This window comes from Candidatus Nitrotoga fabula, assembly GCF_905221025.1.
Classification (GTDB): Bacteria; Pseudomonadota; Gammaproteobacteria; order Burkholderiales; family Gallionellaceae; genus Nitrotoga; species Nitrotoga fabula.
This window is the reverse complement of sequence record NZ_CAJNBL010000006.1, coordinates 1-22,286: the sequence shown is the minus strand read 5'-3', so window position 1 is coordinate 22,286 and position 22,286 is coordinate 1. Positions and strand designations below refer to the sequence as shown.

21 protein-coding genes are annotated in these 22,286 nt (G+C 48.7%); 19 read left to right on the top strand and 2 right to left on the bottom strand.

Annotated elements, in window-relative coordinates; translation table 11 throughout:
• Positions 1–27: 27 nt before the first annotated feature.
• The 13 genes from KJA68_RS02165 to nadC all read left to right on the top strand — a co-directional run bounded on the left by KJA68_RS02165 (position 28) and on the right by nadC (position 11,718).
• Positions 28–1,392, top strand: a complete 1,365-nt coding sequence (locus KJA68_RS02165; RefSeq protein WP_213035292.1) for a M16 family metallopeptidase — start codon at positions 28–30, stop codon at positions 1,390–1,392.
• Positions 1,393–1,403: 11 nt separating this feature from the next.
• Complete coding sequence (locus KJA68_RS02160; RefSeq protein WP_213035291.1) at positions 1,404–2,747, top strand: M16 family metallopeptidase; 1,344 nt, start codon at positions 1,404–1,406, stop codon at positions 2,745–2,747.
• The gene (gene rsmD, locus KJA68_RS02155; RefSeq protein WP_281412125.1) at positions 2,744–3,283 is read left to right on the top strand and encodes a 16S rRNA (guanine(966)-N(2))-methyltransferase RsmD; all 540 of its coding nucleotides are present in this window, start codon (positions 2,744–2,746) and stop codon (positions 3,281–3,283) included. The genes KJA68_RS02160 and rsmD overlap by 4 nt, the downstream gene beginning before the upstream one ends.
• A 4-nt stretch (positions 3,284–3,287) precedes the next feature.
• Positions 3,288–3,758 carry a pantetheine-phosphate adenylyltransferase gene (coaD, locus tag KJA68_RS02150; protein WP_213035289.1) on the top strand — a complete coding sequence of 157 codons (471 nt, stop codon included), beginning with the start codon at positions 3,288–3,290 and terminating at the stop codon, positions 3,756–3,758.
• A gap of 24 nt (positions 3,759–3,782) precedes the next feature.
• Positions 3,783–4,040, top strand: a complete 258-nt coding sequence (locus KJA68_RS02145) for a YfhL family 4Fe-4S dicluster ferredoxin (protein WP_213035288.1) — start codon at positions 3,783–3,785, stop codon at positions 4,038–4,040.
• Positions 4,041–4,382: 342 nt separating this feature from the next.
• On the top strand, positions 4,383–5,696 hold the full coding sequence (locus tag KJA68_RS02140; RefSeq protein ID WP_213035287.1) for a DEAD/DEAH box helicase: 1,314 nt from the start codon (positions 4,383–4,385) through the stop codon (positions 5,694–5,696).
• Positions 5,697–5,746: 50 nt separating this feature from the next.
• Complete coding sequence (locus KJA68_RS02135; protein WP_213035286.1) at positions 5,747–6,322, top strand: DUF1415 domain-containing protein; 576 nt, start codon at positions 5,747–5,749, stop codon at positions 6,320–6,322.
• A 35-nt stretch (positions 6,323–6,357) separates the two neighbouring features.
• On the top strand, positions 6,358–8,001 hold the full coding sequence (locus tag KJA68_RS02130; RefSeq protein ID WP_213035285.1) for a peptide chain release factor 3: 1,644 nt from the start codon (positions 6,358–6,360) through the stop codon (positions 7,999–8,001).
• Positions 8,002–8,230: 229 nt separating this feature from the next.
• Positions 8,231–8,449: an RNA-binding S4 domain-containing protein gene (locus KJA68_RS02125; RefSeq protein WP_213035284.1), complete on the top strand. Its 219-nt coding sequence runs from the start codon at positions 8,231–8,233 to the stop codon at positions 8,447–8,449.
• A gap of 49 nt (positions 8,450–8,498) precedes the next feature.
• Positions 8,499–8,921, top strand: a complete 423-nt coding sequence (gene arfB, locus KJA68_RS02120; protein WP_213035283.1) for an alternative ribosome rescue aminoacyl-tRNA hydrolase ArfB — start codon at positions 8,499–8,501, stop codon at positions 8,919–8,921.
• 294 nt (positions 8,922–9,215) lie between these two features.
• On the top strand, positions 9,216–9,764 hold the full coding sequence (locus tag KJA68_RS02115) for a YaeQ family protein (RefSeq protein WP_213035282.1): 549 nt from the start codon (positions 9,216–9,218) through the stop codon (positions 9,762–9,764).
• Positions 9,765–9,850: 86 nt separating this feature from the next.
• Positions 9,851–10,693, top strand: a complete 843-nt coding sequence (locus tag KJA68_RS02110; RefSeq protein ID WP_213035281.1) for a chlorite dismutase family protein — start codon at positions 9,851–9,853, stop codon at positions 10,691–10,693.
• 158 nt (positions 10,694–10,851) lie between these two features.
• Entirely contained in the window at positions 10,852–11,718 is an 867-nt protein-coding gene (gene nadC, locus KJA68_RS02105; protein ID WP_213035280.1) for a carboxylating nicotinate-nucleotide diphosphorylase, read from the top strand.
• Between the two features lie 564 nt (positions 11,719–12,282).
• On the opposite strand, the gene KJA68_RS02100 is transcribed toward nadC, so the two are convergent.
• Positions 12,283–13,098, bottom strand: a complete 816-nt coding sequence (locus tag KJA68_RS02100) for a hypothetical protein (protein WP_213035279.1) — start codon at positions 13,096–13,098, stop codon at positions 12,283–12,285.
• Between the two features lie 215 nt (positions 13,099–13,313).
• Between KJA68_RS02100 and htpX the strand changes: the two genes are divergently transcribed.
• Positions 13,314–14,189 carry a protease HtpX gene (gene htpX, locus KJA68_RS02095; RefSeq protein WP_213035278.1) on the top strand — a complete coding sequence of 292 codons (876 nt, stop codon included), beginning with the start codon at positions 13,314–13,316 and terminating at the stop codon, positions 14,187–14,189.
• Between the two features lie 151 nt (positions 14,190–14,340).
• Here the strand turns inward: htpX and KJA68_RS02090 are convergent, their stop codons facing one another.
• Positions 14,341–15,375 carry an MlaA family lipoprotein gene (locus KJA68_RS02090; protein WP_213035277.1) on the bottom strand — a complete coding sequence of 345 codons (1,035 nt, stop codon included), beginning with the start codon at positions 15,373–15,375 and terminating at the stop codon, positions 14,341–14,343.
• A 472-nt stretch (positions 15,376–15,847) separates the two neighbouring features.
• On the opposite strand from KJA68_RS02090, the gene KJA68_RS02085 reads away from it, so the two are divergent.
• The 5 genes from KJA68_RS02085 to tolA all read left to right on the top strand — a co-directional run.
• Positions 15,848–16,174 (top strand): DUF2946 family protein, encoded by a 327-nt coding sequence (locus KJA68_RS02085; protein WP_213035276.1) that lies wholly within the window; start codon positions 15,848–15,850, stop codon positions 16,172–16,174.
• A 128-nt stretch (positions 16,175–16,302) separates the two neighbouring features.
• On the top strand, positions 16,303–18,699 hold the full coding sequence (locus tag KJA68_RS02080; RefSeq protein WP_213035275.1) for a TonB-dependent receptor: 2,397 nt from the start codon (positions 16,303–16,305) through the stop codon (positions 18,697–18,699).
• Positions 18,700–18,978: 279 nt separating this feature from the next.
• Positions 18,979–20,259 (top strand): sialidase family protein, encoded by a 1,281-nt coding sequence (locus tag KJA68_RS02075; RefSeq protein ID WP_213035274.1) that lies wholly within the window; start codon positions 18,979–18,981, stop codon positions 20,257–20,259.
• Complete coding sequence (locus KJA68_RS02070) at positions 20,256–20,756, top strand: TlpA family protein disulfide reductase (RefSeq protein ID WP_213035273.1); 501 nt, start codon at positions 20,256–20,258, stop codon at positions 20,754–20,756. The genes KJA68_RS02075 and KJA68_RS02070 overlap by 4 nt, the downstream gene beginning before the upstream one ends.
• A gap of 781 nt (positions 20,757–21,537) precedes the next feature.
• Positions 21,538–22,286 (top strand): cell envelope integrity protein TolA (tolA, locus tag KJA68_RS02065; protein WP_213035272.1); only part of this gene is annotated, 749 nt, incomplete at its 3' end.

Below are 22,286 nucleotides of genomic sequence, written 5' to 3'. Positions count from 1 at the left end.
CTGAATGTGTTGTTTTAGGCTAAAAAAATGCGTACACAAATATTAAAATTTTGGCTGGTTCTAGCGGTTTTGTGGCCCGTCTTGTTTATGTCATTGCCACAAGCCAGTGCAGAAATATTTGAAAAAACACTCAGTAACGGCCTGAAGGTGATTGTCAAGGAAGATCACAGAGCCCCTGTGGTCGTTCAGCAGATCTGGTATCACGCCGGCGGTATGGATGAAAATATTGGAGTTACAGGTATTGCACATGTTTTGGAACATATGATGTTCAAGGGCACTAAAAAAGTGCCCACAGGTCAGTTTTCCAAGCTGATTTCTGCCGCAGGGGGACGTGAGAATGCCTTCACGAGCAATGATTACACTGCTTATTTCCAGCAGTTGCACAAATCCAGATTGGCTCTTGCGATGAAGCTTGAATCGGACCGCATGAGTAACCTGCATCTGACCGGGACAGAATTCAGTAAGGAAATAAAAGTAGTCATGGAAGAACGGCGTATGCGTACGGATGATGATCCACAGGCTTTAATGAATGAAAAGCTGATGGCTGTTGCCTATCAGGAGCATCCATATCGCAACCCGGTAATTGGCTGGATGAACGATCTGCAGACTCTTTCCGTAGAAGATGCAAAAAGATGGTATAAAAACTGGTATGCGCCGAATAATGCCACATTGGTGGTGGCTGGAGATATAAAGGCAAGCGAGGTGTTTGCGCTGGCACAGCGATATTATGGTGGAATCCCTGCCAGAAGTCTCCCCCTGCGCAAGCCTTTCAGCGAACCCCCGCAGGCAGGCATCAAGCGTATCGTCGTCAAGGCGCCGGCAAAGCTTCCTCAGCTGGTAATGGCGTATCACGCTCCTACGCTGCGCGATACGGAAAAGGACTGGCAACCTTACGCCCTGCAAATTCTGGCCGGGATACTGGATGGCAATGCTTCTGCCCGTCTGAACAGGGCATTGGTACGCGAACAGCAACTGGCCAGTGCCGTGAATGTTGAATATGATTCCACTTCACGCGGGCCAAGTCTGTTCATGCTGGCAGGTATTCCAAGTGAAGGTAGAAGCGTGACAGAATTAGAAAACGGCCTGCGCGAACAGATAGCCATGCTTAAACGGGATGGCGTTAGCGAAGATGAGCTGAAGCGGGTAAAGGCCCAGGTAACTGCCAGCGAAGTATACAAGCTTGACTCGTTGTTTTATCAGGCGATGCAGATTGGACAAATGGAAAGCATTGGTCTGTCGTTCAAGGATATCCCTGTGATTCTGCAAAAATTGCAGGCGGTAACACCCCGGCAGGTGCAGGATGTGGCCCGCGAGTATTTGCCGGATGACCAATTAACCATTGCAGTACTTGACCCGCAGCCGCTTCCGGGCAAGATGGTACAATCAGATTAAAGAGGCAACTCATGCACACTAAATTATTTGCCGCTTTGTGGTTTTTGATTGTCAGCATTTCATCGGCATTTGCGGCTCCTCATATCCAGCACTGGCAAGCACCAAGCGGTGCCCGGGTATATTTTGTAGAAAACCATGATCTTCCGATGTTGGATATGACGGTTACCTTTGCTGCAGGAAGCAGTTTTGATACAACCGAAAAATCCGGACTGGCAGGGCTGACCCACAGCATGCTGGATCTCGGTGCAGAGGGCTTGAGCGAGGATGATATCGCACGGAGTCTGGCGGATATCGGTGCCCAGCTGGGCATGAATTTTGATGCGGATCGTGCCGGGGTGAGCCTGCGTACGCTGAGCAGCATTGCAGAACGAACCCAGTCTCTGGATATTGTTGCGCGCTTGTTGCAATATCCTCTGTTTCCGGAAAAGGTATTGTCCAGGGAAAAGGCGCGCTTGGTCGCGGCTTTGAAGGAAAGCGAAACCAAGCCTGACAGCATTGCTGAAAAAGCCTTCGGCAAGTCCGTATTTGGTAGTCATTCCTATGGCTTTCCTGTCTCAGGTGAAATAGCCAGTGTGGAAAAAATTCAGCGTTCAGATATCGAAAATTTTTACCGTCAGCATTATCAGGCTAAAACAGCAGTAGTTGCGATCATGGGCGACGTGACGCGTACCGAAGCGGAATGGATAGCACAAAAACTTACCGAGCATTTGCCACAGGGTGGGGATTTGGCACAAGTTGCCCCGGTGACTATGCAAATAAAAGCGGTAGAGCAGCGTATATCGCATCCTGCCACGCAGAGTCACATTCTGATGGGAGCCCCTGGTCTGGCCCGCAAGGATCCGGATTACTTTCCGCTTTATGTAGGTAACCACATACTTGGCGGGGGCGGGTTCGTATCCCGCCTGATGCACGAAATTCGTGAAAAGCGTGGCCTTGCTTACAGTGTCTACAGTTATTTCATGCCAATGAAACTGCCTGGAGCGTTTCAGATTGGGCTGCAAACCCAAAAACACCAGGCTGATGAAGCGTTGCAACTAGTTCGTTCCACGCTACGTGATTTTATCGACAAGGGGATAACAGAAAAGGAGTTGCAGGCTTCCAAGCAAAACATTATCGGGGGGTTTGCGTTGCGCATTGATAGCAACAGGAAAATAGTAGATTATCTTAGCGTAATTGGATTTTATGAGTTACCTTTGACATATCTTGATGATTTTGTCGGTAATGTTGATCGAGTAACGAGTGAGCAAATCCGTTCTGCCTTTAAGCGACGAATCAATCCGGATGCAATGGCGACGGTGATCGTTGGTGCGCCAGAAAGTCTGGATACGCATAAGGGGAAAGGGGACGGGAGATAAACCGGGTTCGTATCATAGGAGGCATGTATCGGCGCCGCTGGATCGAGTTTCCTGATGCCGAAAATTTGCGCCCGACCCCGGATCGCGTGCGCGAAACATTGTTCAACTGGTTGGGCCAGGATCTTTATGGCAAGCGTTGCCTTGACTTGTTTGCCGGAAGTGGGGCATTAGGGTTTGAAGCCATATCGCGCGGGGCGTCTGAAGTGGTAATGGTAGAGTTCAACCGTACAGTTTATCGTGCCCTGCAGGAAAGCACCAGGAAGCTGGGTTGCAGGAATGTGTCGCTGTGTTGTGAAAATGGGCTGGAATATGTCCGTCGTGAAAATGGTTTGTTCGATGTAATATTTCTTGATCCCCCCTTTAAGAGTGACTATTTGCCAGCATTGTTTCCGTTGCTTGGGTGTAAGCTGACCCAGAATGGTGTTATTTATCTGGAAAGCGGAGTTGTGTTTGAGCCAGAACATGGCTGGCACGCATTGAAGCGTGCTCAGGCGGGGGCAGTGCATTACCAGTTATTGGGACTGGAGAGAGGGTAATTGGATGATAAAAGTAATTTACCCGGGAACGTTTGATCCTATCACTTGTGGACATGAAGATGTGGTTCGTCGTGCTGCCGGGCTGTTTGGTGAGGTGGTGGTTGCGGTGGCCGAAAGTCGCAGCTTAACTCTCTTTACCCTGACCGAACGTGTGTTCATGGCGCGTGAAGTTTTTTCCAATTATGCAAATGTACGTGTAGAAGGATTTTCGGGTTTGCTGATGAATTTTGTGCGAGCTCAAAATGCACGTGTAGTGTTGCGCGGCTTGCGTGCAGTATCGGATTTCGAGTACGAATTTCAGATGGCAGGAATGAACCGTAGCCTGCACCCGGATGTCGAAACCTTGTTCCTGACCCCGGCTGAACATTATACGTTTATCTCTGCCAGTATGGTGCGGGAGATAGCCCGTTTTGGGGGAGAGGTAGGGAAATTTGTCTCGCCGCTGGTTGCAGAAAAATTGATTGACAAATATTGAACCTGATGAACATAAGGATAAAGTGTGGCCCTGATTATCACCGATGAATGCATCAATTGTGATGTGTGCGAACCCGAATGTCCAAATGATGCGATTTCGCAAGGGGATATCATTTATTACATTGACCCTGGGAAATGCACGGAGTGTGTTGGGCACTATGCAACACCACAATGCGCAGAGGTTTGCCCTGTAGACTGTATCCCGCTCGATCCTGCCCATGTGGAAACTCGCGAGCAATTGCAGGCCAAATATGAAAAATTATTGGCAGAAAAGATCAAGTAAGTGATGGTTGTTATTCCAGCTGGATGCAGGCCATTTTCGTAGTTAACGTTTACTTTTCTGAGCAGGCAGATATCTTGGATTGTATTTTATCGAGAAGGAATTGGTTGTCGGTTGGCAATATACGGATGGAATATTCCGATGAATGCAGGGCAGAACCAGTATCCGGCCTGTTTTTCAATTATAGAACCAAAGACGGAAGACCAGTCATCTCTGCTATAATTTTAAAAAGTAAGTGGTATCCGTTTCTGTCTTTCTGCCACGATCCATACTGATTTCAATGTTTATCTGTCCTACACTGGCGTCACTGAAAGGCGGCAGGCCGTTTTTTTCCAGGAATAATTTATGACTTTCTCTGCTCTCGGTTTGTCCGATGAAATCGTTCGTGCGGTTACTGAGCTCGGCTATGTAAAACCAACTCCAATTCAGGAAAAAGCCATTCCTGCAGTGCTGTCCGGGTGTGACCTTCTGGCCGGCGCCCAGACTGGAACCGGAAAGACGGCTGGTTTTACCCTGCCGATACTTCAAAAGCTTTCCATGCCTGCAAAACTCTTGAGTGGAAAACCTCCAGTGCGCGCGCTAGTTCTCATACCTACTCGTGAGCTGGCTGTTCAAGTGGAAGACAGCGTGCGTAACTTTGGCAAGTATCTGAAACTGACCTCAATGACCATGATCGGCGGAGTAAATATTAATCCCCAGATACAGCGTTTGCAAAGCAGGGTAGATATTCTGGTTGCCACCCCAGGCCGTTTGATTGATCACCTTCAGCAAAAGACAGTAGATTTGTCATGCATTGAAATTCTGGTGCTGGATGAGGCAGATCGTATGCTGGATATGGGATTTATCCGTGATATAAAAAAAATCCTCGTGAAATTACCAAAAAATCGGCAAAACTTGTTGTTTTCCGCTACTTTTTCGGATGAGATCAAGCTGCTGGCAGATGAGTTGCTTGACAACCCAGAGATGATTGAAGTGGCGCGTCGCAATGCTGCTGCTGATCTGGTCAGCCAGAAAATTTACCCTGTGGATCGCGACAGGAAGCGTGAGCTGCTAATTCATCTGATCAAGGAACATGGCTGGTATCAGGTCTTGGTATTTACCCGTACCAAGCACGGTGCCAACAAGTTGGCGGAACAGCTTGTTAAAAGCGGTATTCCAGCACTGGCTATACATGGCAATAAGAGTCAGGCGGCGCGCACCCGCGCGCTGGCAGAATTTAAAAGTGGAAAGCTGCAGGTTCTGGTGGCTACCGATATTGCAGCCCGAGGGATCGATATCATCGAGTTACCACATGTGGTGAATTTTGAGATGCCCAATGTGGCGGAAGATTATATTCATCGTATCGGGCGGACAGGACGAGCGGGAAGTGAAGGTGAGGCAAGTTCCCTGGTGTGCGTAGATGAATATAAACTGCTGCAGGGAGTTGAACGGTTGATCGGACGGTGCATTCCTGTGGAACAGGTGACCGGTTTTGAGCCGGACCCGCGCATCAGGGCAGAGCCTATTATCACCGGAAAGAATCGTGTCCAGGGAAACAGAAGGTTACAAGGCAATGGGCAGGTACAGGAAGCACATCGTACTGGCAGGAGTCTGGCTGCCATGGCTAAACCGGCTGCAAGTTCACCCGTATATCACCGTTCTGGTGGACGCGGCCGGTAACAGTAATTTTTCTTGATACAGGTATCAATTTATATTCTGGGGCTTCTGGGGTGGATAGCACAATTAACGAAAAAATTATAGATGAAACAAAATATTGGATGGAGCGGGCCGTCATAGGCCTTAACCTTTGTCCATTCGCCAGCACTGTTCATGTGAAAAATCAGATTCGATATGTGATTAGCGATGCTGCCACACATGAGTCTTTGTTGAAAGATTTTATGCAGGAACTGGAGATGCTGGCCGAAATACCGGCTGAAAAGGTCGAGACCGCTCTTTTGATTCATCCTCATGTGCTTACTGATTTTATCGAATACAACGATTTTCTGGATGTGGTTGATGCCGCTCTGGAAGATATGGATCTGGAGGGGGAGTTGCAAGTAGCCGGTTTCCATCCGCAATGGCAGTTTGCCGAAACGCAACCTGATGATATCGAAAATTATACCAATCGGTCACCTTACCCCATGTTGCATATTCTTCGCGAAGCCAGTGTCCTGCAGGCAGTTTCTGCATTTCCTGAAGCAGATAAAATATTTGAAAAAAATATTGAAACTTTGCGTAAACTGGGTCATTCGGGGTGGAGTGATCTGGGGCTGGACAAGAGTGTTCTGCGCCAGAAAAATAAATAATTGAAAATACCATTTTTTAGCTGGAACCATGCCTTATGCAAACAGGATCAGTAGCTTTATCAGGGAATAAGACTTCAGTTGGCGGGCGTGATTCAGTCACGCGCGAAGTGACACGTCGCCGGACTTTCGGCATCATTTCTCATCCGGACGCAGGTAAAACTACGCTAACCGAGAAATTACTATTATTTTCCGGCGCAATTCAACTGGCAGGTACGGTGAAAGCACGCAAGAGTGGCCGTCATGCAACTTCCGACTGGATGGATATCGAGAAACAAAGAGGAATTTCGGTCGCCAGTTCCGTGATGCAGTTCGAATACCGAAATCATGTGGTAAACCTGCTGGATACTCCTGGTCACCAGGATTTTTCCGAAGATACCTATCGAGTGCTGACGGCCGTGGATTCTGCTCTTATGGTGATTGACGCTGCAAAGGGGGTGGAAGCACAAACCATCAAGTTGCTTAATGTATGCCGCATGCGTAACACGCCAATTATAACTTTCATTAATAAAATGGACCGTGAAACACGCGACCCGGTTGAACTGCTGGATGAGGTTGAGTCTGTCCTTGATATCCAGTGTGCACCGGTAACCTGGCCGGTGGGCATGGGCAAGACTTTTCGCGGTGTGTATCACTTGTTGCGTGACGAAATTTTACTGTTCGAGGCAGGCGGGGAGCGAGCCGACCAGGATCTTGAGGTAGTGCAGGGCATTGATAATCCGCGCCTTGCCGAGATGTTTCCTATGGAAATACAGCAACTTAAATCAGAAATTGAACTGCTTCAAGGTGCTTCCCACCCTTTTGATCATGCAGCATTTCTGGCAGGCAAGCAAACCCCGGTATTTTTTGGTTCGGCTATTAATAATTTTGGTGTGCGAGAAATTCTCAATGCGTTGCTGGATTGGGCACCGGCGCCACAGCCACGGGATGCAACGGTACGGGTGGTTGGACCGACTGAGCCGGAGTTTTCTGGTTTCGTGTTTAAGATCCAGGCTAATATGGATGCAAACCATCGTGATCGTATCGCTTTCCTGCGGGTGTGTTCCGGGCATTTCGAACGCGGCATGAAGATCAAACACTTGCGCATGAATCGAGAAATTCGGGTGTCCAATGTTGTTACTTTCATGGCATCCACCCGAGAACAGGTAGAAGAAGCTTATGCCGGTGATATTATCGGCTTGCCCAATCATGGCAATATGCAGATCGGAGATAGTTTCTCCGAGGGTGAACTGTTGCAATTTACGGGTATCCCTTATTTTGCCCCTGATTTTTTTCGTTCCGTTCGTATCAGGAATCCAATTAAAATTAAGCAGTTGCATAAGGGGTTGCAGCAGCTTGGCGAGGAGGGCGCAGTACAGGTATTCAAACCTGTCAGTGGGGGAGATTTAATTCTGGGTGCAGTTGGTGAACTTCAGTTTGATGTGGTTGCCAGTCGATTGATGGGCGAGTATGGAGTGGATGCAGTTTTTGATGGTACCAACATTACCTGCGCGCGCTGGGTATCCTGTGATGACAAAAGAATGCTTGCTGATTTCGAAAAGAACTTGTCACATAATGTCGCTTATGATGCTGCCAGCAATCTGACTTACCTTGCTCCAAACAATGTCAATCTGAGGCTCACCCAGGAACGCTGGCCGAAAATAGCGTTTCATGCCACACGTGAGCATGCGGTGAAATTTTAGATTGAAAAGAATTTGTCAGATGCATCTGGATCCCATAAGTATGGGGTTTTTGTATCTGCTCAGATGACTGGCCGGGGTTACGATATCAGTCGATGATATGTAATCGTAATTTTCATGTTTATTCCTGGCGCATTACGGATGTCAGGCTGGAGAACGTGGCCGGTCCATTGATAAAATTTTGAAACAAATTGCCAAAAGATGCACTCATTTATTCCATTAAGGTGTGTATATGCCATCATTCAAATTCAAGCTTCATGGTGAATTCATAGAGTTGAACCAATTACTCAAAGTTGCTGGCCTGTGCACCAGTGGCGGTGCAGGGAAAGTTCTGGTTGCACAAGGGCGAGTGCGGGTGAACGGGCAACCAGAATCCCGCAAGACATGCAAAATAGGTCCGGGTTCCGTGGTGGTTTTGGGTGATGCGAGCATCGAAGTGATTTCTGCATAGCGCATGCAGATGCTTCCAGTATCTTTGGTCATCCTGTTACCATGGCTGCATGATACCAATTACTTCCAATCTGCTCATTGATGAAAGCCAAATTCAATTGCATTTCATCCGGTCTTCCGGGCCAGGTGGCCAAAATGTCAATAAAGTTTCCAGTGCTGTTCAATTGAGATTTGATGCAGAAAATTGCCCGGAATTATCCGAAGCTGTGCGGCAGCGCCTGCGCAGGCTGTCCGGGAGGCGTATGACCGATGAGGGCATAATCATCATTGAAGCAAGCCGGTTCCGAACCCAAGGAAGAAATCGCCAGGATGCGCTGCACAGATTGGTTGAACTTATCAGGGCTGCGGCCGAACCTACAAAACCACGGGTAAAGTCCAGACCTACCTGGACATCCGTACAACGGCGCCTTGAGGGGAAGCAGCAGCGGGGGAAGGTCAAGCGTTTGAGAAAAGTTTCTGCATATATTGATTAATTCTGGCTAGGTATGCGAACCCATTCATAACGGCACGGTTAGATTGCTTGGATCATGCCCCCTTGCCAGGCTTGCGGGATAGTTTCCCAATTCTCAGGTATTAGGTGCATAAGCATGTGTAGAGCAGATTCTATAGAAATGACCAGCCATTAAGGTTGTTCCAGATGAATCGATCATGGGCAGAGTTATGTCATACCGTTTTCTGGAACGTACTCAAGTTTCAGTGTTACGGTATTTACAGGAGCGGAAGCAGTGAAACTCAATCTCATCGTTGTATGCTGATCCAAGGATGATATGGCTATTAAGGCAACAATTTTCAAAGCTAATCTGCAAATTGCGGATATGGAACGTCATTATTATCAAAATCATGTGATTACTCTTGCACGGCATCCATCCGAAACAGATGAACGAATGATGGTGCGATTGCTTGCATTTGCGTTGCATGCTGATCAATATCTGGAATTTGGCCAGGGGATGACCGCGGATGATGAAGCGGATCTATGGCGAAAGGATTTTACGGGTGCAATTGATTTATGGATAGACGTTGGTATTCCTGACGAAAAACTGGTACGGAAAGCATGTGGCCGCTCAAGGGAGGTGGTCGTTTATTCCTATGGTGGACATGTGGCAGATAGGTGGTTTGCCCAGTATGGCCGTCATTTCGGGCGGTTCAAAAACCTGAGCGTGATTAATCTGCCGATGGAAAATACGTGTGCTATTGCCATGCTGGCTCAGCGCAGCATGCAATTGCAATGCATTATTCAGGATGGGCAAGTATGGTTAAGCGACGGAAATCACAGCATTCAAGTTGAAAGAACCGTATTAAAGGAAGCGTCTGCCTGATCTGTCTGACGGTTTCGAATCTGAGGGTCTGTTGCTATTTATATTTATATTGATTTATAGTCATGTTTTACATAGAGGAGAACAACATGAATCAATTTTTAGCGGGTGGCTTTCTGAGAAATCTGCTGGCAGGGATGGTTGCAGTGGTCATGGCTGTGGTCATGGTGCCTGTTACTGCCCAGGATCAGAAAGCGGAAGCCTTGAAGATGGATAGGTCGAAAATTCTATCTCAGCCTGGGGTGTTTGGAGTATTTACTACGTACAAATGGTTACCTGAATGGTACGAACTATCTTTATCCGAGCGAATGGATTACGTATCCAGAGTTATGGAATTAATTAAAAAACATGAAGATAGTGTATTGGTAGATGTTTATTTAACGGCAGGTCTGGGAGGGCGTTCTGATTTCTTCTTTCGTATCCATTCCCTTGAACTTGCCAAGGTGCAGACATTCTTGCGTGAATTCAGGCAGACAGCTATCGGAAAACACGTCGAGGTTTTGGATACGTTGATTGGTGTGACCAAGCCATTGAATTACATAACCAAGGAAAGGTTGCCTGAATTGTATGCCGGTCTTGTCTCAGCAACTTATACTGGTGATATTCCCCGATACGCGATCGTCATCCCGGTCAAGAAAAGTGCAGAATGGTGGAATCTGTCTTTTGATCAAAGGCTGGTAGAAATGAAGGTGCATACTTTGTCAACTTTGGAATATATGGGGAGTATTAAACGAAAACTTTATCATTCCACAGGGCTGGATGATGCTGATTTCATAACATACTTCGAGACCAGCGATTTGATTGCTTTCAATAACCTGCTTACGTCCCTCGCGTCAATCCCCGAGAATAAATATCACGTGCGCTGGGGCGACCCGATCACGCTTGGAACTATACTGGGGCCTGAAAAAATAGTCAGGGTCCTGGCCGAGTAATTCCCGGAATAGGCATTTATTTCAGTGGCTGCTTATCTGTATTCACAACAGACGGATACAGGAATACTGAGTCTGCCCAGGGTGCGGCTTGGATTGCCAATCTCTCTGGAAGCGAATATCCTGATTATGACTTTATTCAGGTGCCCGGATTGAACTCAATGACAAATCAACATGAACTGGCCTATCATATTCATGCTAATGTAACCAATGCCCTGGATGAAGATGTAGGCGGAAGTGATCTCACCGCCCAGTTGATCCCATCTGGTTCCAGAGCTTATGCCACGGTCATTACGCGCCAGGATGCCGTATTGTGCGGAACCGCCTGGTTCGATGCATGTTTTTATTCCATGGATCGGGGTTGCCGGATACGCTGGTTTGCTCGTGATGGGGATCCCATAGCCGCTAAGCAAGTACTTTGCGAAATTCACGGTGATGCGCGTGCAATGCTGACCGCTGAGCGGTGTGGGCTCAATTTTTTGCAGACACTTTCTGCCACTGCAACTCAGACGCGTCGTTATGTCGAAGCAGTATGTGGTACCCAAGCAAAAATTCTGGATACACGTAAAACTCTGCCGGGTTTGCGGGTAGCGCAGAAATATGCTGTGAAAACGGGTGGTGGATATAACCAGCGTGCTGGTTTATTCGATGGAGTGCTGATTAAGGAAAACCATATTCTGGCTGCAGGCGGAATCCATCCAGTTCTGGAGCAGGCGTACCGTAATACTTCTGAGGGAATAAGCATTCAAATTGAAGTAGAAAACCTGGAGCAGTTGCGAGAAGCCTTGGGTGCAGGCGCCAGGTTAATTTTGCTGGATAACTTTGATCTCGATCACATGCGGGCTGCAGTCAAACTCGCTGCAGGACGCGCTGAGCTGGAGGCTTCGGGAGGAATTACCCTGAAAAATGTGCGGGCAATCGCTGAGACCGGCGTGGAACGTATTTCCATAGGCAGCCTGACCAAGGATATTCAGGCAGTCGATTTGTCAATGCGGTTCCGACTACATGATACGGAACAGTGTTGCTGACGCTAAAAAATAACCCCATCTTTTTAGGATGGGGGTTATGTTTCTACTTTGCCCGTTATCGCTTCACGATTTGCTGCTGACTAATTTCTTGGTTGCTTCAATTTTTCATCTGTGTACTGCACAACATCTTTGATAACCAGTTTTTGAATGGCGGAAATCAAGGTTTCCATTGAACTGAAATCAGGTTGATTGTTGTGCGCTGGTAGCGAAACTTTATCTTTTTGAATTTTCTTATTGCTAATGCTGTCACCCCAAGAATACTGATACCTTGATAAAACCTTCAAAACTTTTAAGTCGTCAGATTTAAATAAACATAACTAACTGAAATTAAAAGAATATTATCATGACAATGCGGAAATAGCAACATTATTCCGTATCATGTAGGGTTCCGAATATGACCCGTGCTTCGGATTAAGAGAGGCTATGCGTTTCCGTTGAAGTATGTACGGCGAGATTTGGCGCTAAACAGGATTTTCTGAACCCGTCATATGGTAATCGTCTATTTGATGCGGTGTGTGGGGGGCGGGATTCCCGGTAAATTGGCTATTATCTTTCCACGAATAATCATAGCGGGGGTGCTCCGGCCACCCTCCAGGTCAGATAGATGGCTCCTGCGGCACAGGTTAAGGTGAAGGCGGACAATGATAAAGATTGCAGCCTGATTCCCCTTTTGTCGGGAATGGGTATTTTTGCAGCCAGGGGAATTATGGCAAGTACAATTAAAGCGTACCATGGCAGTCGTGCGGTTAATACGGCAAGCCCACCAGTTAATCCGCAGATAAGGGATAATGGCAGGGTGAAGACCCGTCCGCCTGGCATTTTCTGGTTAAAGACTGTCTGAAGCAGAAGAAAAGCACTGGCTGCCGCACCCAGAGCCATGCTAAACTGGCCAAGCAGAGCAGAAGCGCCAAGCAATGCAGATCCTCCGGTTCCTACACCCAGGGCCATTCCTGCGCTGCCAGCGCGTATCGGGTTTTCATGAAGCGTATCTATCCAGAAAATCAGCCAGCCAGTATATAAAGCACAGCCCGTGCCCCAAAGCAGCATGTTCTGCATGTCCTGCTGTTGCAGTATACGCAATGCCATCCATATGGTTGCGCCCCCTCCTGTCGCTGCGAGTGCCAGGCGAAAAGGGCGCCAAGTGAATCGCATGAGCAGCACTGCAAGCAAAGCAGAGAGCAGGCCCAGTAACACTATCTTGCGTGAAGTAGTGAGTGGCTCTATGGCAAAGTCGCTGGCCAGATATACAGTGACAGCAAATCCGGCGATGGCTGCCAGGCCACTTAGTCGTACGCGTTGCAGTAATTCTGCTACCAGCAGTGCGATGAAAAAAGGAGCAAAACCGCCTTGAACGGCGGGATGATTCAGCGTTTCTTCCATATGATGTCTATTTTGTAGTGATTTTTGCTTGTATTTTTATTCTCATACGGGAATTTATCCGGTGAGATCGTGTCAAATCCGAGTATACAATTTTTTACCTGCGCCTACCTCTTGAAACGGTAGGCTATATCCCCAATATTGAAGAGGTATTGGTTGCGGATTTGCACTGACATTAACTTATTCATAATATTTTCAGCCCAAGGAACATTTGCATCATGAAACGAATTTTTTTGTTTGTCCTGACCAATTTGGCCGTAATTTTTGTCATCAGCATTACCCTGCGCCTGCTGGGCGTCGACAAAGTCCTGGATGAAAGCGGCAGTATTAATTTTAACGCCCTTCTGGTTATGTCGGCAGTCATGGGTTTTGCTGGGTCGATCATTTCGCTATTCCTGTCCAAGTGGTCCGCCAAACGGATGGTTGGAGCGCAGATTATTACGAGCCCAATCGATCCTACAGAGCGTTGGCTGGTGGATATCGTGAGCAGACAGGCTCAAGCCGCGGGAATTGGCATGCCGGAAGTGGCGATCTATGACGCTCCGGACATAAATGCTTTTGCCACCGGCTGGAACCGCAATAATGCCTTGGTGGCAGTCAGTACCGGGTTGCTGCATGGCATGAACCGGGATGAGGTCGAAGCTGTCCTGGCACATGAGATCAGCCATGTTGCCAATGGTGATATGGTCACGCTTGCTCTGATTCAGGGGGTGGTCAATACATTTGTAATTTTTTTCTCCAGGATCATCGGTCATCTGGTGGATCGCCTGGTGTTCAAGACCGAACGCGAGTATGGGCCGGCCTATTGGGTTACGAGCATGGTTGCCCAGATGGTGCTGGGTATTTTGGCCAGTGTCATTGTCATGTGGTTTTCGCGGCAGCGTGAATTTCGGGCTGATGCAGGTGGAGCCAGCCTGGCAGGGAAAAACAAGATGGTCGCCGCGCTGGAAAAGCTGGCAAGGAATCGGGATCAGTCTGCGCTCCCTGAACAGATGGCAGCATTTGGCATTTCTGGTGGGGGCCGTATCGCAAGTTTATTTAGTACCCACCCGTCCTTGGAGCAGCGTATCGAGGCATTACGTAAAGGAGGCTGATGGGGTTGTCAGTTGAAAGGGAGAGGGAGAATCCTCCGGTGTTTGACCCCCATGAAGGAAGAATCAACCCGATATGTCTTGGGTCAGATGTGGCCTGGAAGTGGGTGTGTGCTTAGGCTTAGGTAGGGCCATTCATCTGGCGGTAGCCGTTCTATCTGTCCGGTTGGGTTAAAGGGGCAGTCTGATAAAAACTGGGAGACGAAGCAGCTGCGTCTGTGGTTGCTGGCTGTGCAGCTTGTTTCATTTCTTCTGGCAGAGTCAGAATAATGGATACGTCAGCAGCTGCAGGGTCAGTAGCTTTAGGCTGTCCGGCTTCCTGACCGTTACTGGAAGAATCCGTTTGGGTAGAGATGCCGGACCGTGCATTGTCCTCTTTGTCATCGAATTCCTCGTCATCGAATTTCTCTCGTGGAGGATCACCGTCATAGACCAGATTTTGACGTCGCTGCATATAGGCATCACGGATAAAGGCATAGCGGTCAATTGCGGCTTCTTCAAGTATGTTTTCGTCATCCAGTAAATCTGCGCGCATATCGACCCACAATGTTCCATACATCGTGTTACGTACAGCGACATTGTCAAGCCAGCCAATTGGGTTGAGATTGGTGGAAAAGTCCACCGCCAGACCGGCGGTGTCGCGGATATTTCTAGGACCCAGGATAGGTAGAACCAAATAAGGCCCGCTTCCTACTCCCCAGTATCCGAGAGTCTGTCCGAAGTCTTCGTCATGTTTCTCAAGGTGATCGGCAACATCAAAAAGACCTAGAACGCCGAAGGTCGAATTAATGATCACACGCCCGGCATCGTTTGCAGCTTGTTCAAATTTCAGTTGCAGCAAGTCGTTAATAGTGGTGCGAATGTCGAATAAATTCCCAAAAAAATTGGATACCATCTTCCGTGCGGGTTCGGGCAGAATGTAGTTGTAGGTTTTTGCCAGGGGTTTGAAAATGGCCTTGTCCACTCCTTCATTAAATTGGTACATGCTCCGGTTAAAGTCTTCCAGCGGATCCCTCGGGTTTCTTGTTTTCTGAGCTACCGGACTGTTGGTGTTTTTGGCGTTTTCCCCGTTTGTCGAGGTTGGTTCACTCGCGTAACCCATATCCTGGCTTAAAACGGATCCTGCCAGTGCAAGGCCGGCAAGCAAAATAAATACTCTGGATAAGGGTATGGGTCTGGAAGAAAACATGAATCTGGCTGGGAAATAATTGTAGTTAAGTTTTTTAAGAGTAGTAATCTAGGATTCATTATAGTCGTTATCCAGATAGCCGCAAACACAAGAATATCATGCGGTGCTCAAGCTATGCATCCCGGTTTTACCGGCCGTGATTCCCTCTGGTTCCTTTCGGCAGGAAAGTGGAGCCAGGCTATATGTTCTGTTTCAGAGCTTTCTTTCGCTATATGAATATGGACAAAATTATTATAACATATTGAAAATGTTACATCGATTGTTCTGGCTGAAAAAATATCAGTATTTTTGACCGGGTATTGCTGCAGGAACGGCAGGAGGTGTTGGCTGTGAATGGGGCGTATATGAATATTGCCATGTTTTTCTGGATCCGCAGGATTCCATGTGTTGTATAAATGCCAAATATTTTCTCCGCCTGCAGTAAATGGCCTCTATCTTGCAGCATCATCCAAATTTTGCTAAGGTTCGGCTCATGATGCGACATTATCGTGCACTCTTCCCGCTACTGTTAACCTTCCTGCTGTTATTTGCCCAGCAATCAGGGTTCGTGCACGTTTTGAATCATGTGGCTGTTGAACAGGGTCAGCAACAGGACAAGCATGCCCCGCATTCATCGGCATGCGGGTATTGTGCGGCTTACACTCAGATCGGCAGCGCAATCGGCAGTTCGCCTTCTCCTTTTACCGTTATTCTTCTGCCGAGCGGAACAGTGCAGTCCAGAGTGGTTGCATTTGCTTCCGACCAGCCTGTTACTGCCATCGCGCGCGGCCCGCCCGGGCTTCTCCAGAAAATCGCCTGATATTCCCCGCTGCTTGTGGGGCGATGCCATTTTTTTGGAGAATTGTTATGGTTACGTACCTCTTTCGGGGCACAGTATGCTGTGCTCCGCTACCTGTGCATTCTGCGACCAGAATGTTTGTCTGTGTAATGCTTCTGATAATTTTGACCCTTGCGGAATGCAGCAAGGCGTATGCAGCTGGCCCAAGGCTGAAAGTTTCCTGTGTAGAGGAGGATAAGGGGGCCGATGTGTACATCAATGACGAATATACCGGTGCCTGTCCGCTGGAGAAGGCGGTCGCGGAAGGCGATCTGAGATTGAAAGTGCAAAAAAGAATGGGCACTGTCCCTGTTCTGATTTTTGAACAGGTAATCCGGATAGGGAAAAATGCGGATGTTGAGGTCGATGTGCCTTCGGGTGCGGCACAGCTCAAAGCCGCTGGTGAATCATTGCAACCTGGAGAAGCGGCCATGGGTCTTGCCGGAATGAAGGGCCAGGAGCAGCAAGATCATCTGCATGATCCTCATGCGCTGGATGCTCATGCCAGCACCCAGCATGATACATCCCGTTTCCCGGCAACCGGGGATGCCATTCCAGGTACGGATGGCTCAGCCGGGGTTCTGCCATCGGTTGTTGTAACCGCCAGCCCGATGGGCAGCGCCCTGCTCGACCTTGTGTTGCCGGTTTCCGTACTGACGGAAAAAGACATGCTTTTCCGGCAGGAAATTACGTTGGGGGAAACGCTTTCCAAACTTCCTGGCGTCAGCTCGACCTATTTCGGTCCGAATGCGAGCCGACCTATCATACGCGGCCTCGACGGTGATCGCATACGGATCCTGCAAAACGGTGTAGCGATGCTCGATGTTTCTTCTCTGAGCCCGGACCATGCCACTGCTGTGGACCCGTTGCTGGTGGACCGGGTTGAGGTGGTACGTGGCCCGGCTGCTTTGATGTATGGAGGTGCTGCGGTTGGGGGCGTAGTGAATACCCTGGATAACCGTATACCGCAGTCGCCTGTCAAAGGGGTTACGGGACGTTTCGAGCCGCGCTTTGGCGGTGCTGCCAGTGAACGCAGCGGTGCAGCCATGCTGGAAGCCGGCAATGGCCAGTTTGCAATTCATGCAGATATCGCTTCGCGTCGCACCGATGATCTCAGAATTCCTGGATACGCACGCTCCAGCCGTCAGTGGGCCGCGGATGGCCCCGAGATTGAGCAGCCATATGGACGTCTGCCCAACAGTTCATCCAGTAGCGACAGTGGATCAGTGGGCGCGTCTCTCACTTCGGACAATGGCTATTTCGGCCTTTCCTACAGCGACTTGCAGTCGAATTTCGGCACTGTGGCGGAACCGGATGTTCGCATTGACATGAGCAGTAAACGGCTGGGTTTGGCAGGAGAAATTCGCGAGCTGAACACGTTCGTGCAGGAGCTGAAATTCAAATACAACCATACCGATTACCTGCACAATGAGTTGGAGGGCGGGGAGGTGGCCACCACATTCAAAAACAAGGGCTATGATACGCGTATCGATGCTGTTCATTCCCGGTTGGGTGCCTTTACCGGCGCGTTCGGGGTGCAGCTTACCAATGTTGATTTCGCTGCACTGGGTGAAGCAGCCTTCCTGCCGCAAGTGAATACAGATACCAAGGCGCTGTTCCTGTATGAAGAGGCTACATTCGGGAAAGTAAAGCTGACTGCCGGTGGACGTAACGAACATGCCTCCGTGGAATCGGCTGGGGATACTCCGGACACGACCCGTTTCGGATCTGCACAGTCACGCCAGTTTACCGCCAACAGCGGAGCCTTGGGCGCGCTTTATTCCATTGATCCGAAAATCACCCTGGCTGCAAACCTGACGCATACCGAGCGTGCCCCGACGTATGCCGAACTGTTTGCGAATGGCAGGCATGTGGCGACCGGCCAGTTTGTGGTGGGGGATTCAACGCTTCAAAAGGAAAAATCAAATGGCGCAGATGTGCATCTGCGCTGGCGCTCGGGTCTGAATTCGGTCAGTATTGGCGGCTTCTATAATCATTTCCAGAATTATATTGCACTGCTTCAGAGCGGCCAGAAGCAGGAAGATCTGACAGAAGCATTTTATCGTCCGGTCAAGGCCGAGTTTTACGGTTTCGAGATGGAAGGCAAATCCAGGATTTATGAGCAAAAAGGAAATCTTGATCTAAACCTGCGCGGCGACTACGTGCGCGCGAAAAACAGCGATACTGGCGAGCCGTTGCCACGTATCGCTCCTTTGCGCCTGGGGGCCGGTCTCGATTACCAGCTTGGAAATTTCGGTGCGAGATTCGATGTTTCCCATTCCTTCCGGCAGGATCGGGTTGCATCCAGTGAATTATCTACTGGCAGCTATACCCTTGCCGATGCCATGTTGACCTATCGCATCAAGACACAGGGAATCCACTGGGATGCTTACTTCAAAGGAAATAATCTTTTTAACGAGGAAGCGCGGACCCACACCTCTTTTCTAAAGGAAATCGCACCTCTTCCAGGTCGCGGGTTCATCATGGGAGTGCGTGGAACTTTCTAGGTTGCCGGGATGGGATGTATTTTGTACATGAGATTGCGATGAAGAAGGGTCGGGCAGGGTGCGACACTTTGTCGCATTTGCGACTGCCCCTTTTTTTCTACAATGATAAAGTTTGCAAAATACTTTATTCAATCGTGGTTTCATGCGTGCGCGCAGTTAAGTTTGTTCCATCAAGCTGAATTTCTCCTTCTTAAGGAATGCATTTATGAAATTTATAGAACGTATTATGTCTGCAGAGCACGATAACAGCTGCAGTTTGTCCGATGTTCGGATAACACCATGAACAAATCCATTGTTGGCCGGGCGTGGAATCGGGTAGAACGACAGTTTGGCAATAGTTGCAGAATTCTGCTGTGGATTGCCTGCATTGCAGCCAGCGGATTGTGTAGTGCGGCAGATCATGCAGAGCATAGCTCCAGTCATGCGTCCGATAAAGCAAAAGTATGGAAAGCTGCTATCTCACGCAAACCGCAGGCGGTTTCCGTTGCACTGGATGGTAAAGGCGGGCTTTGGAAAGCTTATGTACAAGGTGGCCATGTTCTGGTGAGTCATTCTGACAACCATGGAAAAAGCTATACTCCCCCAGTTGCTGTTAATACGGAGCCGGAATTAGTGGCTGCAATAGGAGAGAACCGGCCAAAAATAGTCGTAGACCGTAACGGCGGCATTCATGTTTCTTATACCCAGAACCTGGAAGCGCCTTTTGCCGGCCATATTCGCTATAGCCGCTCGCTGGACAGCGGAAAAACTTTTTCTCCCCCCATTACGGTCAATGATAACCTGGACCCGATAACTCATGGTTTTAATGCAATGGCTGTAAATGAACGGAGCCAAATTTATATTGCATGGATCGACAAGCGTGACAGCATAATTGCCAAGAAGAAGGGAGAAAAATATCAGGGAGCGACGATCTATTACGCCATTTCAGATGATGGTGGAAATACCTTCCACAAAAATATTAAAGTCGCCGATCACTCTTGTGAATGCTGCCGTGTAGCCATGTCAATGGACAGCGATGGTATTCCGGTAATCGTCTGGCGGAATATTTTTGGTAACAACATACGTGATCATGCCATGATGCGTTTAGATGGAAACTTGCAGCCTGTCCGTCTGAGCAGTGAAAACTGGGAGGCGAATGCATGTCCTCATCATGGCCCTGCAGTGTCCATCGCGAAAGATGGGATCTATCATTTTGTCTGGTTCAGCAACGCTTCAGGAAGGCACGGGTTGTTCTATGCAAATTCGTCTGACCAGGGAAGGCATTTTTCCAGCCCGGTTAATTTCGGGCGTTTCCAGTCGCAAGCATCCCATCCGGATGTTTTAAGCCTGAACAAGCATGTTTATGTTGCCTGGAAAGAGTTCGATGGGCAGGTTACCGGCGTTTATCTGATGCACTCTTCCGATGGGGGGAAAAGTTGGTCTGCTCCACAGCATATTGCCTCAACCGGAGACACTTCGGATTATCCATTCCTGGCTGGTTATGGTGACCAGTCTTACCTTGCCTGGAATACGGTAGCGGAGGGGTTCCGTTTTATCCGTTTAGCGGGGGGCGTACAATGAAATCCCGAAAGGGCATCTTGTCGTGTCTGTTGGGGCTGTGGCTGAGCATTAGTTTCGTTAGTGTTTTTGCCGATCCAATAATCAGGCATTTTGTGCGCGGCAGTTTTCAGGAGATTGTTGCGTCCCGGACAGGAAAACCTTTCATTGTCAGCCTGTGGTCCCTTGAATGTACCTACTGTTTTGATGATATGGAAATTTTTGGCAGGTTGTTGAAAAAACACCAAGGCCTTGATCTGGTCCTGATTTCGACCGATGCTGCAGAGCAGGTTGGCGAGATTGCCAAAGTGTTGAAAAAATACCCATTAAAACAGGCGGAGTCCTGGGTGTTTGCAGACAGCTTTGCGGAGCGACTGCGCTATGAAATAGACAGGCAGTGGTACGGTGAACTGCCCCGGACATATTTTTACAATGCACAGGGGCATGCGATAGCGCTCAGCGGTAAATTGACGCAGGCTCAGATTGAATCATGGATACGCAGTACCGGGAAGAAAAATTAGCATCCAGCGGTAGATAGAGGATTTTAACTATGCTGGGTCGCGCCAAAAAGCCAGGGAATCCTTACTGACAGGGATTCAGAATCAGCAAAACAGGAAGTAGCGTGAACCTGTTACTTGTAGCTGGTTGCAGAAAATCCATTTTTGACAGCATTGGGCATATTGAGCAGATAACTTTGGTGTTTGTAAGGCAAGGTAAGTCTTGTCTTACTGAGTATGTGCCATGTAAAAGAAATTTCTGAATATTGCATTTGAATTTTGATGTTAATATAATTGCTAACAATTATCATTGATAGTAGTGTGGCACTTGAAGCAGATGTTGTTACGGATTGATTTTGCAAGCTGAATATCTTTTTGGGATATGCTGGCATTGGTTACAACCCCATACAGCCTATCAGGCGCAAGCCAGGTGACAAGGAGCCATGTGACATTTGTGAGTGGTTTTTCAAGTTAAATAGCTGGCGGTTATGGCTATGCACATAATCGTGACGTTTGGGGACAATATTGGAAATGCGGATGAAATTAATGTCCAAATGCTCAGTCACGAAGATTAATTTTCAAGGGGTGCGAGGATTCTGCGCATTTCAGTCTGGTCATAACGGTGCACAGGGGAAAAGCTCTATTGTCCATCCAAAGAATTATGGATGGGGTTGGGTTTCAATGAAAGTAGGCAATAGACAAGTGCAGCAACTATGAAAAAAATCTGCAGGCAGACATTATATGCGGCGGTTGTAGGTGTTCCGGTGGGTTCTGCTGGCCCATACCATCCATCCCAGTGGAGGTAATGCTGAACAATTTACCCCATGTGTTGCCGCGCACCCCGCAACTGATTGAACAAACGACTATAGTTTCGATCGTGCTGGCGTTGCATCTGGCCGTCCTTTATCCCGCGCTCACAAGTTCCCATGGGAGGGAGAAACACGCACAGGAAATGAAAGTGACTCTTGTGGCGGATAATTCTCCTGTACCTCCACTTCCTGCCGCTCCGGCACCCGTTAAGGTCAAGCCACCCGTTGCAAAACCGGCACCGAAACCATTGCCTGTTGAACCACCTGTGAAGCAGCCGGATAAGCCGGAGGAAAATCCTGTTTCTCCGCCGCCTGAAATTGAAAAAACCAAGCTGGAGCAGGAAGCTGCCTTAGCCAAGGCGAGAGAAGAGGCAGAAGCGGCGCAACGTAAAGTTGAAGAGGAGGCGGAGAAAGCACGGGCAGAGAAAGCAGCTGCGCAAGCTAAAGCACAGGCGGAAATCAAGGCAAAAGTGGATGCGGAGCTTGCCCGCCTTCAGGCGATGCAGGAAGCGAAAAAACTGAAGGCAGAGCGGGAAGCTGCTGAAGCCAAGGTTCAGGCAGAAGCCAAGGCAAAAGCCGAAGCGGAGGCTGCGCGGTTGAAAGAGGAACAGGAGGCAGCTCGTGCCCGTGCAGAGGCTAAAGCGAAAGCAGAAGCGGAAGCTGCCCGACACAAGGCGGAACAGGAAGCAGCCCGTGCCCGTGCGGAAGCAGAAGCCAAGGCAAGAGCAGAAGCGGAAGCTGCCCG

What these genes read in the sequence shown, in the direction of transcription:
- KJA68_RS02165 (WP_213035292.1), top strand. Translation starts at nt 28, where the DNA reads ATGCGTACACAAATATTAAAATTTTGGCTGGTTCTAGCGGTTTTGTGG.
- KJA68_RS02160 (WP_213035291.1), top strand. Translation starts at nt 1,404, where the DNA reads ATGCACACTAAATTATTTGCCGCTTTGTGGTTTTTGATTGTCAGCATT.
- coaD (WP_213035289.1), top strand. Translation starts at nt 3,288, where the DNA reads ATGATAAAAGTAATTTACCCGGGAACGTTTGATCCTATCACTTGTGGA.
- KJA68_RS02140 (WP_213035287.1), top strand. Translation starts at nt 4,383, where the DNA reads ATGACTTTCTCTGCTCTCGGTTTGTCCGATGAAATCGTTCGTGCGGTT.
- KJA68_RS02130 (WP_213035285.1), top strand. Translation starts at nt 6,358, where the DNA reads ATGCAAACAGGATCAGTAGCTTTATCAGGGAATAAGACTTCAGTTGGC.
- KJA68_RS02125 (WP_213035284.1), top strand. Translation starts at nt 8,231, where the DNA reads ATGCCATCATTCAAATTCAAGCTTCATGGTGAATTCATAGAGTTGAAC.
- arfB (WP_213035283.1), top strand. Translation starts at nt 8,499, where the DNA reads ATGATACCAATTACTTCCAATCTGCTCATTGATGAAAGCCAAATTCAA.
- KJA68_RS02115 (WP_213035282.1), top strand. Translation starts at nt 9,216, where the DNA reads ATGGCTATTAAGGCAACAATTTTCAAAGCTAATCTGCAAATTGCGGAT.
- KJA68_RS02110 (WP_213035281.1), top strand. Translation starts at nt 9,851, where the DNA reads ATGAATCAATTTTTAGCGGGTGGCTTTCTGAGAAATCTGCTGGCAGGG.
- nadC (WP_213035280.1), top strand. Translation starts at nt 10,852, where the DNA reads ATGACAAATCAACATGAACTGGCCTATCATATTCATGCTAATGTAACC.
- KJA68_RS02100 (WP_213035279.1), bottom strand. Translation starts at nt 13,098, where the DNA reads ATGGAAGAAACGCTGAATCATCCCGCCGTTCAAGGCGGTTTTGCTCCT.
- htpX (WP_213035278.1), top strand. Translation starts at nt 13,314, where the DNA reads ATGAAACGAATTTTTTTGTTTGTCCTGACCAATTTGGCCGTAATTTTT.
- KJA68_RS02090 (WP_213035277.1), bottom strand. Translation starts at nt 15,375, where the DNA reads ATGTTTTCTTCCAGACCCATACCCTTATCCAGAGTATTTATTTTGCTT.
- KJA68_RS02085 (WP_213035276.1), top strand. Translation starts at nt 15,848, where the DNA reads ATGATGCGACATTATCGTGCACTCTTCCCGCTACTGTTAACCTTCCTG.
- KJA68_RS02080 (WP_213035275.1), top strand. Translation starts at nt 16,303, where the DNA reads ATGCTTCTGATAATTTTGACCCTTGCGGAATGCAGCAAGGCGTATGCA.
- KJA68_RS02075 (WP_213035274.1), top strand. Translation starts at nt 18,979, where the DNA reads ATGAACAAATCCATTGTTGGCCGGGCGTGGAATCGGGTAGAACGACAG.
- KJA68_RS02070 (WP_213035273.1), top strand. Translation starts at nt 20,256, where the DNA reads ATGAAATCCCGAAAGGGCATCTTGTCGTGTCTGTTGGGGCTGTGGCTG.